The organism is Paenibacillus koleovorans NBRC 103111 (assembly GCF_004000845.1).
In the GTDB taxonomy this organism is placed as follows: Bacteria; Bacillota; Bacilli; order Paenibacillales; family NBRC-103111; genus Paenibacillus_AA; species Paenibacillus_AA koleovorans.
The window spans coordinates 15,456-31,450 of record NZ_BIMA01000025.1; the positions used below are offsets into that span (position 1 = coordinate 15,456).

Sequence of the window (15,995 nt, forward strand, 5' to 3'; positions counted from 1 at the left end):
GCATGATTGATGCAGGGTTTCCATATGAAACGATCGTTTATAAAGAAGTGGCTGGACGTCGGCTTCGGCTGTTGATCTGCCGTCCGGAAGATTGGGACGCGGCTGACAGGAGGCCAGCCATCGTCTGGATTCACGGCGGCGGCTGGCGGGGCGGGCAACCGGAAATGCTGCTGCGCCATTGCCGTCTCTTCGCGGCGCGCGGCGCCGTGACGCTAAGCGTCGAATACCGGCTCATGCCGCTCGAAGGGCAAGCTGCGGAGCCGGGACAAGCGCCTGGCGTCGAGACGTGCATGGAAGATTGCCGCTCGGCCATGCGTTACATTCGCCGCCATGCGGCAGAACTCGGCATCGATCCGCAGCGAATCGCGGTTGTCGGCGATTCCGCTGGCGGCCATCTGGCGGCAAGTCTCGCCACTACGGACCGCTATGATGCTCCTGGTGAAGACACATCCGTATCCGCTATGGCGAACGCTGTCGTCAACTGCAACGGCATCGTCGATTTTACCGGGCGCTGGAAAGCGGTGGTGCCTATTGTCGATGCAGGAATGACCGCCGGCGACGAGGTGCGAGCCTGGGTGATGCGCCATGAGCACGCGAAGGCGCTGTCGCCGCTTGATCAGGTGCGCGCGGGCCAGCCGCCGATGCTGATCATGCACGGTTTGTTGGACACCATAGTCATCCCCGAGGATGCGGTGCGCTTCTACGAAGCGTATACGGCGGCGGGCAACGAGGCGGAGCTTGTGCTATACCCGCATCTGGCCCACGCGTTCGTCCTGTTCGACTACAAGACGGCCGAACAGGAAGTGCTGAAAGTAATCGAACGCATCGACAGCTTTTTGACCCGTTACGACTATTTGCCAGCGTCCGCTCAGTAGGCTCAGTGTAAGAAAGACGAATTGCCGTCATACAAATCCGTTCCCATTGGGAATGGATTTTTTGCGTTCCCATGACGTTTCCACCCCCAACCACCGCTCAAATAATCAATTTCGAGCTATTTTCGCATCATTCTCGTACCTGAATCGCCGAGGGGAACGGGGTACAATTAGAAATGTAGAAAGAGAGCAGCCTAAGAAGGGAATGGAAGAGAAGTATGGGGAACCGACAACCGATTCAGAGAGTTTTGGTGAATGCTAAGAAATACATCTTTCTTTATATTTTGCTGGCGCCCGCCTTGTTGGCGACCTTGGTGTTCCAATACATCCCGATGCCGGGGATTATAATCGCTTTTATGGATTATGACTTTTTCAAAGGGCTACACAGTCCGTGGGTCGGCCTCAAGCACATCCGAGAGATCTTCGAGGTGCCTTCGATTACAGCCTCGATCTGGAATACGCTCAAGATCAGCTTGATCTCGCTGGTAATCGTGTTCCCTGCTCCGATCGCGCTGGCGCTGCTGCTCAATGAGGCACGCAACGCCGTTTTTCGAAGATTGGTGCAGACGCTTAGCTTCCTGCCCCACTTCCTGTCCTGGATCTCCGTCATCGGGATCGCGACTACATTCTACGCGCTCTACGGGCCGCTGAACGATTTGCTGGCCTACTTCATGGGCGAGGAAGCCAGGCAACTGTTTCTCACCAAACAAGGCTTTTTCGTCCCGAATGTCATCGGCATCACGGTCTGGAAGGAAACGGGTTGGTCCTGCATCATCTTCCTGGCGGCCATCGCTTCCATCGATCAACAGCAGTACGAAGCCTCTTGGATAGACGGGGCAGGCCGATTCCAACAAATGTGGTACATCACGCTGCCCGGCATTTTGCCGACGATCATGATCCTGCTTATTCTGCGGTTGGGGAACATCTTCGCCAGTAATTTCGAGTTGATTTATGGACTGCAAAATTCGTTTATCAACTACGACGTGATCTCTACGATTATCTACAAGTCAGGCATCCAGCAGCAAAATTACTCTATGGCCACGGCCGTCGGGTTCGTGGAGGGGCTGATCGCATTGCTGCTGACGCTGGCGGCGAATCGATTGTCCAAGAAGGTCAGCGGGGTAGGCGTTTGGTGAGTGCATACAAGGGGGAACGAACTTGAAGGACCAATCCATCTCATATCGAGTGTTTATTCGGGTCAATTATTTGATCCTGACTTTGGCCGGGCTTGCTACGGTCTACCCGTATCTAAACGTGCTGGCAATCGCCTTGAACGATGCGTCGGATAGCGCCAAGGGCGGCATTTACTTGTGGCCGCGGGTCCCCACATGGGACAATTTCAAGCTGGTGCTGGGGTCGGATGCGATTGTGACGGCCGCGATCAATTCGGTGGGACGGGTGCTGATCGGCACCACGCTGGCACTGATGACACAATTCGCGGCGGCGTATGCGTTCACCCGCAAGGATCTGCCTGGAAGGACGCAGCTCTTAATTTTCTTAACGATTCCGATGTTCTTCAGTGGAGGTCTGATTCCACAATACATTCTTTATTCGAAAATTCACTTCATTAATAGCTTTCTGGTGTACGTCATCCCGGGTGTGTTCAGCTTCTTCAACATGATCGTAATTCGGACTTATATGAATACGATTCCACCGAGTTTGGAGGAGTCCGCCAAGATAGACGGGGCTTCGGAAATTACGATCTTTTATCGCATCATGTTGCCGCTGTCCAAACCGATTTTAGCCACGATCGCCTTGTGGGTCGCGGTGTCGCAATGGAATGACTGGACGACGACGCTGTATTTTATCCTCAATCAGAAGTATTACACCCTCCAGTACATCCTGGTGCAGATGATTAAGGAAGGGGAGCGTGTGGCCGCGATCATCCAAGAGGCGCAATTGCAGGGGCTGGACACGTCGGCGATCAAAATTCATGCCAGTCCGGAAGCGTTGAAGGCGGCTCAAGTCATTATCACCACGCTGCCGATTATCGCGGTCTATCCGTTTCTGCAGAAGTATTTTATCAAAGGCGTCATGATCGGCAGTGTCAAGGAGTAGCGGGCATAAGCGGGGCTATCAGGCCGAAGTCGGGTCTTAGCATATATCACTTTAGGGGGATATCCAAAATGGGCAAGTACAAGAAAAAACTGATCCTGGGCAGCGCGCTGCTGCTCCTCGCGGTTCCGGTGCTGGAGGGGTGCGAGCAAGCGGCTGATAAAGCCACAACCAGTCCCAGTCCTACGGGAACGGCGGCTGCGGCTTACAATGAAATGAAGGTGTCCGACAGCTCGGAGCTGCCGAATTGGACGGGCAAGGAGCTGAAGCTGACGTATTGGTCCGGGCAAGGAGCGGGCGGGGCGCGCAAAATTGTGAAGTCGGGCGGGGACGTCGTGAGTCCGGAGGTCTTGCGGGTGACAGGCATCTCGATTGACGAGGACAATTCCTACGACAACGGCGGAGGCCAAACCTTCGATCAGAAGCTGGCTCTAGTGAACGCCGCTAACGACTGGCCCAGCATCGTAGTGAATCCCGGCAATTTGAAAGCGCTTGTGGAAAACAATAAAGTGTACGATTTGACCGACCTGCTCCCGAAATACGCGCCCAATGTGCTTAAGAAAATACCGAAGGACCTCTCTACGATCTGGAATGATGACGACAGCGTAACGGGCGGGAAGCCGGGCAAAGTGTATGCCGTGCCTTCGGGGCTGAATGAATCCTCATTAGCCTTGGTGGACTCTACGCTGGACAAGGACAAGTATTCGGTTTACCCGCTGTCTTTGCCTCCGGAGGCGAAAGGGTTTGTCGTAGTGCGGGACGATATCCTGAAGAAGCTGTACCCCAACGCCAAAACGCAAAAGCAAATCGAAGAGCTGTACTTGAAAAATGGGAAGTTTACGAAGGAAGAGATTTTCGATGTGCCGATCAACAGCAAGAAGGACTTTATACAGATGTTGTACGACATCAAACAGTTGGGGATCAAGGAAGGCAATCAGGAAGTATTCCCGTCCTATGCCTTCGCGGGACAGGACAACTGGAACCTGGTGAACGTCCTGCAGGGCTGGCTGGATGGCCGGTTCACGACGAGCAACTATTTCAGCTACTTCAACAAGAAGACCCAGAAGTTCGAATATTTATTCAAAACGCCGCAGTTCAAAGAGTCGTTGCTGACCTGGAATAAGCTGATGCGGGACGGGATTTTCTCCAAAGAATCCTTCATCGATTCCTATCAGGTATTCACCGAGAAGGCGAATAAAGGCTTGTACGCCGTCTTGTACGGCGGAACGGACGGCGCGGCCCAGAACGCTCAATTCGAGAAGGACGGCAAGCCGTACCGCTACCGGAAGGTGTACTTGAACATTCCGCTCCAGGCGGATACGTATCCGGTTTATGCCAAGATGCCGACGCAGACGCTCTCAATTGCTATTTTCAAGGATAAGGTCAAGGAAGAGGATGTGCCGCAAATTCTGAAATGGATCGACTTCATGGTCTCGGATACCGGGGAGAAGCTGTCCGCATGGGGGCCGAAATCAGCCGGCTTGTGGGACGAAACGAACGGCAAGCGTCTGTTCAAGGACAAGGACCTGGAGGCGTATATGCTGGCCGGTACGGCTACGGACAAAGCCATCTTCTACAATCTAAGGAATGGTATCAACTCCAGCAATATGCCGAATGGCGGCATGATGCCTACGTACATGAGGCTGGGGGCCAGCAAATTCGCACCGGCGGTCGCCTACGACAAGAAGTTGATTGCTACAGCCGCGAATACGTACTTCCGGGCGGGGTTGGTGGAGAATACCGAGTACGTGTTATCCCGGGCCCCTCAATTCTACAGCTATACAGCTGCGGTTCCCGATGCAGACAAAGCCTGGAAAGCAAGAACCGGCGGATTCGAGCAGCCGCTGACTCGGGTCATGACCGCGGACAATGACGCTCAGTTCGATAAGCTGTTCGCCGATTTCCTGGCCACGGCTGAGAAGTATGGGTACACCGACAATTTGCTGCCGCAAATTTGGTCGATCTTCGAGAAGCAGAACGCCGACCTGATGAAAAACTTGAAATAAGCTTTCGATTTCGCTCACACACCGAAAGACCCGTCCAGCCCGGACGGGTCTTTCGGTACGGAAGCATGGGGGACCTTTCAATAGGCTGTAGTGAAGGCGAGACCGGACGGTTACAAGGAGTCCCTGCCTTGTGGTCTGCATCGTATCTTTCAGCTCAAACCCCTACGTTCGCAGCACCCCCTCCCGTCTCCGGCCAAGTAACCATCGTAACTTTCAGCTCTACCCCCTACGTCGAAGCACCCCCTCTGTCTCCGGCCGTAACGCATCGTAACTTTCAGCTCTATCCCCTACGTTCGCAGTACCCCCTCCCGTCTCCGGCCGTAATGCATCTTAACTTTCAGCTCTACCCCCTACGATCGCGGCACCCCCTCCCGTCTCTGGCCAAGTAACTTTGCCTCCTGGTCCTCACCCACACTCTAGTCCGACAGCTGAGGCAAACACGGACAGAGAACGAAAGGTGGCTAATACCAAACAAAAGTTTGCTATATTTCGGGTAAAAGCGGTGGACGGCCGCATAACAAACAGATATTCGTTATTAACAAACTTGTTACGGGCATTAGCGGGGGCTGGGTTTGGTATTGTTCGGGTGAAGGGGGCGGAAAATCGGAATGGTTGCACAAACGGAACTCTACCGCCTCGTATTGACAAGTGATCGAACAAGATTTGTATGATAAGAAGGTTGAAGGGTCGTCAAATGTAAGCTATCCAACAAGATTTGTAGGATTACAAGGTAAAACCGGTCTCTCCATGCGTGCTATCCAACCATTTTGTATGATAACAAGGAAAACAGTCTCATGAGACTATCCAACAACGATTTGGATCGTGAATATCGTGAATAGCGTTTTGAAAACACCTTATTTGCCCGTCTGGCAGAAATCGGAAGAATAGCGTTATGGCCTAGCGTTATTCTGGCCTGAACGACCTGATTTCGCTCTTTTTGGTCGAAATAGCGTTATTTCGTAGCGTTATTTTGAGCTGGAACAGTCGAGTGGAGCAAATAGCTTTATGGCAGACCCTTATTTGGTATCGCCCGCCATGGACAGGCTTCTGAAAGGGGGCCTGTCCTCCCCACGCGCAAACTGAACTCTTTCGCCGAGTACCATCAGGGGGATCTTCCCTGATGGATTGTCTTATCAGTGTGTTCAAGGCCGATGGACAAGCTTCGGCAGCACGATCGTGACTCGCGTCCCCTCGTCCAGCTGGCTGGCGATGCTGACGCCGTACTCCGGGCCGAAGTAAGTCTGAATGCGATGATGCACGTTCTTGATCCCATAGCCGCTATTCACGGCGTCCGCTTCGAAGTCGAGCAGGGTGGCGAGCTTGTCCGGATCGATGCCGATCCCATTGTCTGCTACCGTAAGCACGATGCGGTCCTGTTCTTCGACTGCGGTAATCCGAAGAATACCTCCGTGCTGCCGGCCGTTAATGCCGTGAAGAATGGCGTTTTCTACAATCGGCTGCAGGATGTTTTTTAACGTGTAGTACTCTTGCACGGAGTCTTCCACCACAATCTCGGATTGGAAATCGGAGTTGTAGGCGAACCTTTGAATCTTGATATACTCCTCATTCATCTGGATTTCTTCGGCCATCCTCAAGGTTGTATTCCCTTTACTCAACACGATCCGATAGTACTTGACGAGCGAATCGATTACCTGGGCCAGCTTCTTGTCGGAGTAAGTCCAGCGGATGGTCGACAGCGTATTATACAAGAAATGAGGGTTGATATTCGCTTGCAGGACTTCGACCTCCAGGAGCCGTTTTTTGACTTCATAGTCGCTGAGCTGCCTGTAGTCCTGTTGGATTTTCTGGACGAGTTCAATGAATTTTTGCTCGATCAGAGTGAATTCGTTGTTCTTGGGCTCCGCTTCGGGGCTGCCGGGCAGCGGATGCGCCAAGCGCACATGCTCCACCAGATGGGCCAGCTTCTTGGTGAGCGAGAAGGAAACCATGCGGATCGTCAGCGCAATGGCGATCAGGACCAGGAGCAGCACCAGCAAGGATATCCAGCTGTAGGTCAGAGTCGTCCGCTTCAGGGGATCGGTGCTCAGGAACAGGACGCTGCGGTCCCGGCTTACCTGCGACTGGGTATCGGTCACCAAGAAGTCGGCTGTCCCCCTGCGCTCGACAAACGCCTCGTACACTTGCATCGCCTTGCGGGAGTCGAGGTCCTTCGCGGTCGCATACACAAGGGGTCCGCCATCATGCGGAATATAAGCGATGAAGCTTTTATCCGGGAGATTCTGCACCAACAAGTCCGTGATTTTATGCAGGGGGATGCTGATGCGCAGGATGCCGTATCTCGAATTGATGGAGTCGAGCTTGGAATAAATGTTGATCGACTCCGAGTCGGAGCGGAACACGATTTCGTTCTCGCGCAGCGCCTCCAGATCCTTTCTCACGGACTCGTCCAGCTGCTGGGTTTGGTAAACGAAGGGCCCGAAGAACGTGAATTCATTGTTGGTGTACACCGAAATTTTGGTCCCCAAGGTATCCGCTTCGAGAACCCCCAGCAAGTCCGCGACGATCTGATAGTTGGTCACGATTCCCAGCAAGGGGTCGTTTCGGTTGGCCGCGACGATCTCCTTCAAGAACCGGTTGTTGATGATATAGTTGATTTTCTGCACGTTGTAGTAATAGAACTTATCGAGCTCCGTGATGCGGGCCTCCAGCTGCAAAGCCGCTTCCTGTCTGAAATGGTCCTTGTAGGAATGAACCGATGTCCAGATGATAAAGAAGCTCAATCCCGCGATCGGGATAATGGCAAAGCCGAGGATGACGAACATCACCTTCTGACGATAGCTGAGGCGGCTTCGAAGCCGCGATAGGATTTTATGAAAACGCGCCCTCAGCCCGCTCACTTGTGGTTCCCCGCATACTTCGTTTTGAATTCTTGAGGGCTCAGGCCCGAATATTTCTTGAACAGCAGGCAGAAATGCGATTTATTCGAGTAGCCCACCTGCTCAGCCACGGCATAAATGCGCGCGCTCGGGTCGCGAAGCAGCATTTTGGCGACTTCCACGCGGTATTCGATCAAGGAATCGAAGATGGTTTTCCCGGTCACTTTCTTGAACGTGCTGTTGGCATGGCTGACGCTGGAGAAAATCGACTTGGCGATCTCGTTCACCGTCAGGGGCTCGTGGTACCGGGCTTTGATGATTTGCTTAATGTCCTCCACTACCCGCGAGTATTCCGTCTTGCGATCGATGTGCAGGAAGTGAATCACCGTATCGAATATATCGGAAAGCCAGCTCCTAACCTCCTGCACGGTCTCGAATTCGCTCAGCTTGCTCCAGATGGCGATTTCATTCCCGAACACCTTGCTGAACGACTCGTTCATCTCGAGCAGCTGGATTTGCATAATGTTGAGCACGGAATAGACGAAGCTCTTGATATAGCCTTCCGCATACCCGGTCGAATGGATCTTGATGTAGCGATCGCAGAATTGTTCGATGGACACGCGATCGCCCTCCAACAGCAGCTGCTTGACCTCGTGGAACAGCTCTTTCAAATCGACCTGATACTCGAACGATTGCTGCTCGGCGATCTCCTCGTAGAGGATCACGGGATATTGATCGCTGTAATAACCGGACTTCACGGCAATCCGCGACTGCTTGTACAAGGAGGCCGCCTCGCGGAAGCCGCCTAAGGACGGAGAGCTGATCCCCCAAGCGGAGTGGATGCCCCATCGCTCAAGCAACGATTCCTTCATCGTTACAACCAAATCCAAGACGGACCCCTCTGGATCCTCTTCGGTGAGAATCAGAAGCGCGTACTCCCTCTCGGCGATTTGAACGGAATAGAGGTGGACCGAATCTTGGGCATGCTCCTGAATGACCTTCTTGACGGAGAACGATTCTATGAAAGCCTCGCGAATATCGCTATCGGGACCGGCCGGATGTTCCTGACCGACTACGACCGAGACGACATGGAGCCGGTGAGCGGGGGAGACAGGCAGCTGCAGGTACTCCAGCTTGCGGGCGAGCTCCTCCGGTTGCAAGGCCGGTTCGAACAATACCTGTCTCAGGAATTGGTCGATCAAGGAGGGACGGGACTGCTCCAGCAGCCTCAACATGTCCTCCCGTTCATCCATCCGAGACAGCTCCGCTTTATGTTTGGTAACCGCCTTCACAATGGCCTCTTGCAGCTCCTCCGGAATGATCGGCTTCAGAATGTATGATTCCACGTCCAGCTTGATGGCCGACTTGGCGAATTGGAATTCATCGTGGCAGCTCATGAAAATGGTTTTGTGCGCTTTGCCCTTCCGCCTAAGCTGCTCCACCAGCTCGATCCCGTTCATAACCGGCATGGAGATGTCGCAAAGGATAAGGTCGGGCTGCACTTGGTCGATCGCCTCGAGCGCCAGTTTGCCATTGGCATAAGAGCCCACGACCTCGAGCCCCATCCCCGCCCAGTCCATCGTCCTCTCGATCCCGTTCCGATCCACCGGATTGTCGTCTACGATGATGATTCGCACCACAGCCCATCCCCACTCTCCTTGTTTGGTTCCATCTTATCACTCGACCTCACGGAAGTATATTCGCGGCCAGACGAAAAACCGGATCCCCGTATATTTACGAAATATCCGTACTTTTTTGCGAAAAATCGGAGGCGTATGATCAGACGTGAGCCCCTTCGAACCGGGGAGGAACGAGATTGCGAGGGGAACCGAATGAAGCTGATCCACATGAGACCGGAGCAAATCAAGGAGGCGGTCGGCAGGAATGTCCCCCTGCTGATGGCAGCCGGCGTCGTTGAATATCATGGGCCTCACTTGCCGATCGGGACGGATCTGCTGATCGCGGAGTCGATCGCCGCTCGCGTGGAGCGACGCTGCGAGTGCGTCCTGGCGCCTTCGTTTCCTTACGGTCCCACGATGGAGTGGGCGGGGGGAAGCGAGGAAGGGGAGATGGACTTCGAGCCGGAGCCCTTCGCTCGGTATGTGAAGGAAACGTTGAGGCATTTTCTGAAGATGGGGTTCAAACGGATCTACGTGCTGCAGCATCATGCGGGACCGGAAGGGCTTCAATCGCTTTGCATTCGCCAGGCTGCGGCTGCCTTGATCCGAGAAACCGGCTTAGGCTGGGGAGCCGGTTGGGGAAGGAAGCCGAAGGAGGAGCTGCCCGACCCGAACGTGTTCCGCTCGATTCGGGTCGCCGGGCCCAGCACCTTCTCGGGAAATGTCGATGCCCAGGGCCGGCAGCTTTCCTTCGGCCACGCCGGTCAAGGGGAGACGGAGTTTATCCTCGCGGACTGGCCTGAAGATGTGGACCTGGCGCGACTCGCCGACATGTCTCCGCTTCCCTACTGGCTGCGGGATGCCCATAAGGCTGGGCCGGAGCAGGGGGAGCGCTGGCTGGAGTTTTGCACAGCCGGATGGGTCCGGGAGCTTGGCGGGAAGGAGTCAGAGGGATTATGACGACCGTTATAGGAAATATGGGGCTACATTCCCCGCCGTTGTGGGCGATTATGCAGAGGCAATTAATCGAGCTGATGAACGACACGATGGAGGTGGTGCTGGACAAGTACGTGCACCCGGACGGTTCGCTCAAGTGGCCCGTGTCCGATGCCTATCAAGGGATCGGCTCCCTCGACGACACTTATGAGAGCTTTCACAATTGGCCGTTGTTTTACGCTTTGGGCGGGGCCGACAAGTTCAAGGCGTCGTCGTTCCGTCAGTGGGAAGCGATTACCCGACAGTTCGAGAAGGTGAACACCGGATTCGGTCATCCCAAGATCGTGAAGGAATACGAGCAGGCGTACGATTGGATGCACCAGGGGGAAGGCTTCCAGTTTTTCTATGGGCTGGGACTGGCCGATCCCGAGAGAATGAAGGAACGAGCCGTTCGTTTCGCCGGCTTTTATATGAATGAAGATCCCGAGGCACCTAACTACGATGCCGGGCTGAAGCTGATGCGCTCGCCTCATGTCGGCAGCATGGGGCCGCGGCCCGACAACTTCGATCAGTTCATCCCTTGGAAGGATGAGTCATGGAAGGTGTATTACGGGTTGCCCTTTCACGATATAGAGGGGCTCGAGACGATTCAGGACATTAAGGATCCCGAGCGCGCTTATCGTATGGGGGTCGCTATGAAGGAGCGGATGTCGCGCGGGGATGTGCCCGTGAATCTGGCGGTCACGAGTCTGGTGACGAATGCTTATCTCTATACGGGGGATCGCAAGTATAAAGAATGGGTGAGGGAATACTTCGAAGCTTGGCAGGCGAGAGCCGAGGCCAATAACGGCCTGCTGCCCGACAACGTCGGATTGTCCGGCGAGGTCGGACAATATTTGGACGGCAAGTGGTACGGCGGCTATTATGGCTGGACTTGGCCTCACGGCTGGAGAAGCATCGGGGATGCGGTTACGGCTGCCTCGGAGAACGCCGTCCTCCTATGGCAGGATCCCTCCTACATGGACTTGCTTCGCTCGCAACTGGATATCCTGGCGGCCAAGGGGATTGAAGTGAAAGGGACCGTGCATGTTCCTTATAAATATGGGGATCCCGGGGTGCACGAGTACAAGCTTCATCTGAAGGATGTGCTGACGGATCGGCTGGAATCCAGTACCCATCTGGCGGTGAACCGGCTGCTGTGGCGAGAGGGCTGGTTCGAATACCAGCCTATCAAGCCCTATTACTTGGCTCATCTGTGGTCGATGACGACCGATCCGGAGGATCTGGCCCGACTGATCCGGCTCCGCAATCATCACATCCGGGATTGGGAGCGGGTGCTGGCGTTGCCCGAGAAGCACCAAGGCGGACATGACGCCGCTTGGATCGCTTATTTGCAGGGAGAATTCCCTCAGTACCCGGAGGAAATCCTGAAGTACAATCTGGAGCAGGTCTACAAGCGGCTGGACTTTATCCGTCAGGATCGGCAGGATCCCGCTACCTATGATGATTCGTACTTGCAGCGGCGCAATCCGATCACGGTGGAAGGGCTCGTCCAGCTGACGATGGGCGCCCCGTTGCCCGTTTACAATGGTGGGCTTCTTCAGGCCCGCGTCCGCTACTTCGACTTGGAGGGCAGGCGGCCCGGGCTGCCGCCGGATGTCGGAGCCCTTATAGACTCGCTGGATGATGAGCATATGGGACTGCACCTGGTCAATCTAAGCGCAACGCAGGCCAGAACGCTCGTGATCCAAGCCGGCGCATATGGCGAACATGAGTTTACTAGTGTCCAGTTCGAAAATCGCAATGAGGATGGGGTAAGTGTCTGGAAACAGCTGGAGGTTCATGCGCCACATTTGACGGTCCGTTTGTCCCCTACCTCGCAGCTCAAGCTGAGCTTGGGGATGAAACGATTCGTTCGGGAGCCCTCCTATAAACAACCGTGGGATAAAAGCGATCGGATCGGAAGTTGACCAATCGAAATCGGAGATGACGGTATGGCAGATAAGAACAGAACTACTAATGGAACCCGGACGCTCAAGGATTGTATGGCAGACTTTCGCTTCCGGCTGGCTGAAGCTCCTCCTATCGCATATGGAATCGGCTGCGCTTGGCTTGGGCGTTCGCCGGACGATCGCCGGCAAGTGAAGGAGGATGTCGCTACGTTGATGACGGCTTTTGAGCAGGGCTTTCGCTATTACGACACCTCCCGGGCTTATGGACAGAGCGAGGCTGTCGTGGGACAGTTCGTCAAGGAAATCCCGAGAGACCGGATCTTCCTGGCTTCCAAATCGCGCGTGCCCTATACCGTCCATCCGAACGAAGCCGCGAAGGCGTTGGAGGAGAACCTGCAAATTAGCCTGTCCAGGCTGAACACGGACCACCTCGACCTGTACCAACTTCACGATGTCGATACGTTGTCGCATATTTGGGACGAGGGCGGCGTGCTGGATACGTTGCTGAATTTCAGGAAAACCGGGCTCGTCCGCCATATCGGATTAGCTACGCGCCAACACGAGCTGTTGGAGGAAGCGGCCAGGCAAGGCTCCTTCGATTCCATACTAACCTACAACGACTATACCCCCATTAATCAGAGCGCGAAGGCTTTGATCGAGGTTGCAGAGGCATGTCGGGTCGCTGTGGTGAATGGCAGCCCTTTGTGCTTCGGTTGGTTAAGCGGGCTTGATCCGAGGGAAAGGGCCGTCGGCGATTCCCCGCGGGACAAGGAGCGGCAGATGAGGTCCGTGCGGTTCTATGATTATTGCCAGAAACGAGAGGTGTCCACCCTCGCCGCCGCTCTGCAATTTCCCCTTAGGCATCCGGGGATCGACATCACGTTGACGGGACCTGCGACTTCGAACGAAGTGAGGGCATCGGCTCAAGCTTTAGGCGAACGGATTCCGGATGAGTTCTGGACGGACTGGCAAGAGCAAGGTTTTCTAACGTAAATCAGCAGGAAAGGTAGGAATGCAGCATGCCTCAGCTTCAACGCCACGTGATTCATCTGGATCATCTGTCTCTAACCGATGGAGAAAGCAATGTGGCGATCATCCGTGAGGTGACGAGGACTATCATGGCATCGGAAGGGAACCACGTTACGTTGACTATCGCGCCTGGGGTATACCCGATCCGAAATCCGTTGGGCACGCTTCTCTTCGAAGAGCTGCTGATGGGCCGTCGGGACCCGCGTGACGATGCCGGATGGAGGCGGGACCGGAATCCCTTGTTCGACTGGAGGAATTGCCGCGGGCTGGAGGTGGACGGTCAAGGGAGCGTGTTCTTGTTCGAGGGGCTGGTCCAGCCGTTCGCCTGGTTCGAGTGTCATGATGTTACGGTCAAAAACTTGACCATCGACTGGAAACGTCCACCCTATTCCGAAGGAATCATCCGGAGGATCGACGGGGAAGTGTACGAGGTGGAGCTTGATCCCGAGTATCCCTTGTACGACGGTTCCCCGGTTGTAGCCGTGCACGAGTACGATCCGGGGGAAAGGAGGCTGACCGGCGTATGCTTGTACTACAATCCCGACGTGAAGCTTGTGAGGCCGGGTTATGTGCAATTGAGCCACACGAATGCATCTGCTATGAAGGTGGGCAACACCGTCTTCATTCGCCCTATTTACAGCTATGCTCCCGCGCTCCAATTTTATCGTTGTGAACAGGTTCGGGTGGAAAATGTCGTTCTGCATGCCAATCCCGGCATGGGTATCATCGGTCACCTCTGCCACGATATCGATATTCGCGGGCTGCAAGTCAAGCCGTCGCCGGGGCGGCTTATGTCCATCAATGTGGATGCGACTCATTTTATTAGCTGCACCGGGACGGTTTCCCTGGAGCATTGTTATTTTGAGGGCATGGGCGATGACGCCTCCAATATCCATAGCTTCTATATGCAAATGGTTCGGAGGGAGGGACCGGATGTGGTCCATGTTCGGATCGACGCGAATCCGCAGGATTTTTATCCGGAGCTGGCATTCGCCGGCGATGAGATCGAATTTGTTCGCGGCGATACGCTGAAGCCCTATGCTGTCGGCACGATTGAACAAGTGGAGGTCGTGGAGGAGTCCAGCTTCCGAATCAAGTTTCGGAGTCCGCTGCCGGAGGACCTGCACGCCGAGGACCTGCTCTCAAACGTGTCGCGTTTGGCCGCTTATCGATTCGCAAATTGCCATGTCAACAATATTAGAGGCCGAGGGGTTCTGATTCAAACGAGAGACGGCGTCGTGGAGAACAATGTGTTCGAGAATTGCACCGGCCAAGGCATTCATGTCAATACCGCCACAGGCTGGTGGGAATCGGGGGCTACTCGCGATATCACGCTAAGGAACAACCGGTTCGTCAATTGCGGGTTCGGCTTCGGAGGCTACTGCCGGGCCGTCGGGATTGTGGTCGAGACCGAATGCGCGAAGCCGGAAATAGGCGTCCATCAGCGACTTGAAATTGTAGACAACTTCGTTTGGGGAACGAATTCCAAACCAGGCTTCATTATCTCTCGGGCCGAGCATGTAACCGTGACGGGCAATACGATTGAGCGCTGCCCTACCGCGATCGAGATCGATTATTCGAAGGCTGTCGAGCTGAGCGACAATCGTCTCGGAGGCGGAGCCGTAGTCTGGGGGGAACAAACATGACGAACGCTGCCGCCGCAGAAGCAGAAGCAGAAGCAGATACTCTGCAGAAGGTGCTGCTCTTGGGCTTGGAGGGAGTGCGGCCGTGGCACGATCAAGCGGGTGTGGAGATTGTAGGGATTGTCGATCTCTACAGGCAAGCGGGCGAACCGTTTGCGGAACGCCTTCGCGATCTGTTGCCCTTGTATCCGGTCTTTGAGCGCATTGAGGACGCCTTGGCCCTCGCTCAAGCGAAGCCGGATCTGGCCGTAGTTACGGTCCCTAATGGGGCCAAAAACACGATTTGGGCGGAACGAGCCGTGATGGAGGCGGGGATCGACCTGGTGATTCAAAAGCCGCGTCTTGCTTCCTTAGAAGATTTCGAACAGCTCATGCAGGTACAAGCTTCCTCCCAAGCGACTTGTTATATCGGCGAGCATTATCGCTGCGACGCGAGAGTCCGAACGGTGAAGGAAGCGCTGCGGCAAGGCCGGATCGGCCAAGTGGAATACGTGTATTACGAATGCCGCAGGCCGCTGATCCCTAGTCCGTGGATGGAGTCATATCGGCATTTGGCGCTGGAAGACTTGGCATTGCATCATTTCAGCGTCCTCCAGCATCTGATCGGGTTGGATGTGACCGAGGTATATGCGCATTCTTCGCGTCCTTCCTGGCTGGAGGGGGAGAGCCGTACAATGGCATCCGTCCTGGCCGGCACCCGGCAAGGGTATAAGCTTACTTACTCGACGGCGTGGGGAACTTGGGGGGAGCCGACGGACTATTTCGGGCATTTCCGGCTAGATGGTGCACGGGGCACGATTAGCGTGGAAGGCCAAACCGTAACCTGCTATAGCTCGAGCGGGGTGAAGCAGGAGCTGCCGCTGCTGGAATCGAGAAGCTGGATCGAGCTGCTTTTGGAGGCTAGAACCGCCACTCCTTTTCATCCCGACTCACTAGACACGCCCTATCCGACATTAACCAGCTTCGAACCGATCATAAGAACGATCTATGCATCCCTGACGTCGGCAGACGTTGCCGTGCGCCGGGAAGAAAAGCGAGGATGAGCC

General features: G+C 54.9%; 11 protein-coding genes. 9 read left to right on the plus strand and 2 right to left on the minus strand.

Translation table 11 applies throughout. The annotated features are described in order from the left end of the window. The first annotated feature begins 2 nt into the window (after positions 1 to 2). The 4 genes from PKO02S_RS10875 (at position 3) to PKO02S_RS10890 (ending at position 4,933) form a co-directional block, all read left to right on the plus strand. Positions 3 to 875: an alpha/beta hydrolase gene (locus tag PKO02S_RS10875; RefSeq protein WP_127582507.1), complete on the plus strand. Its 873-nt coding sequence runs from the start codon at positions 3 to 5 to the stop codon at positions 873 to 875. A gap of 248 nt (positions 876 to 1,123) precedes the next feature. Further along, on the plus strand, positions 1,124 to 2,008 hold the full coding sequence (locus tag PKO02S_RS10880; protein ID WP_164821391.1) for an ABC transporter permease: 885 nt from the start codon (positions 1,124 to 1,126) through the stop codon (positions 2,006 to 2,008). Positions 2,009 to 2,030: 22 nt separating this feature from the next. After that, a complete protein-coding gene (locus PKO02S_RS10885) occupies positions 2,031 to 2,930 on the plus strand; it encodes a carbohydrate ABC transporter permease (RefSeq protein WP_127582513.1) in 900 nt (299 codons plus the stop codon). 68 nt (positions 2,931 to 2,998) lie between these two features. Then, entirely contained in the window at positions 2,999 to 4,933 is a 1,935-nt protein-coding gene (locus tag PKO02S_RS10890; protein WP_127582516.1) for a type 2 periplasmic-binding domain-containing protein, read from the plus strand. A gap of 1,142 nt (positions 4,934 to 6,075) precedes the next feature. Here PKO02S_RS10890 and PKO02S_RS10895 read toward each other — a convergent pair. Further along, positions 6,076 to 7,791 carry a sensor histidine kinase gene (locus PKO02S_RS10895; protein WP_127582518.1) on the minus strand — a complete coding sequence of 572 codons (1,716 nt, stop codon included), beginning with the start codon at positions 7,789 to 7,791 and terminating at the stop codon, positions 6,076 to 6,078. Next, on the minus strand, positions 7,788 to 9,410 hold the full coding sequence (locus tag PKO02S_RS10900; protein ID WP_127582521.1) for a response regulator transcription factor: 1,623 nt from the start codon (positions 9,408 to 9,410) through the stop codon (positions 7,788 to 7,790). The genes PKO02S_RS10895 and PKO02S_RS10900 overlap by 4 nt, the downstream gene beginning before the upstream one ends. 192 nt (positions 9,411 to 9,602) lie before the next feature. Here PKO02S_RS10900 and PKO02S_RS10905 point away from each other — a divergent pair, with 192 nt between their 5' ends. The 5 genes from PKO02S_RS10905 to PKO02S_RS10925 are packed head-to-tail and all read left to right on the plus strand — an operon-like array spanning position 9,603 to position 15,992. Next, positions 9,603 to 10,349, plus strand: a complete 747-nt coding sequence (locus PKO02S_RS10905) for a creatininase family protein (protein ID WP_164821392.1) — start codon at positions 9,603 to 9,605, stop codon at positions 10,347 to 10,349. Further along, positions 10,346 to 12,295 carry a DUF8034 domain-containing protein gene (locus PKO02S_RS10910; RefSeq protein ID WP_127582526.1) on the plus strand — a complete coding sequence of 650 codons (1,950 nt, stop codon included), beginning with the start codon at positions 10,346 to 10,348 and terminating at the stop codon, positions 12,293 to 12,295. Before PKO02S_RS10905 ends, PKO02S_RS10910 begins: the two co-directional genes overlap by 4 nt. Positions 12,296 to 12,319: 24 nt before the next feature. Continuing rightward, positions 12,320 to 13,270 (plus strand): aldo/keto reductase, encoded by a 951-nt coding sequence (locus tag PKO02S_RS10915; RefSeq protein WP_127582529.1) that lies wholly within the window; start codon positions 12,320 to 12,322, stop codon positions 13,268 to 13,270. Between the two features lie 26 nt (positions 13,271 to 13,296). Continuing rightward, positions 13,297 to 14,952, plus strand: a complete 1,656-nt coding sequence (locus PKO02S_RS10920) for a right-handed parallel beta-helix repeat-containing protein (protein ID WP_127582533.1) — start codon at positions 13,297 to 13,299, stop codon at positions 14,950 to 14,952. Next, a complete protein-coding gene (locus PKO02S_RS10925; protein ID WP_127582535.1) occupies positions 14,949 to 15,992 on the plus strand; it encodes a Gfo/Idh/MocA family protein in 1,044 nt (347 codons plus the stop codon). Before PKO02S_RS10920 ends, PKO02S_RS10925 begins: the two co-directional genes overlap by 4 nt. Positions 15,993 to 15,995: the final 3 nt, after the last annotated feature.

What these genes read in the sequence shown, in the direction of transcription:
- PKO02S_RS10920 (WP_127582533.1), top strand. Translation starts at nt 13,297, where the DNA reads ATGCCTCAGCTTCAACGCCACGTGATTCATCTGGATCATCTGTCTCTA.
- PKO02S_RS10875 (WP_127582507.1), top strand. Translation starts at nt 3, where the DNA reads ATGATTGATGCAGGGTTTCCATATGAAACGATCGTTTATAAAGAAGTG.
- PKO02S_RS10905 (WP_164821392.1), top strand. Translation starts at nt 9,603, where the DNA reads ATGAAGCTGATCCACATGAGACCGGAGCAAATCAAGGAGGCGGTCGGC.
- PKO02S_RS10925 (WP_127582535.1), top strand. Translation starts at nt 14,949, where the DNA reads ATGACGAACGCTGCCGCCGCAGAAGCAGAAGCAGAAGCAGATACTCTG.
- PKO02S_RS10915 (WP_127582529.1), top strand. Translation starts at nt 12,320, where the DNA reads ATGGCAGATAAGAACAGAACTACTAATGGAACCCGGACGCTCAAGGAT.
- PKO02S_RS10910 (WP_127582526.1), top strand. Translation starts at nt 10,346, where the DNA reads ATGACGACCGTTATAGGAAATATGGGGCTACATTCCCCGCCGTTGTGG.
- PKO02S_RS10890 (WP_127582516.1), top strand. Translation starts at nt 2,999, where the DNA reads ATGGGCAAGTACAAGAAAAAACTGATCCTGGGCAGCGCGCTGCTGCTC.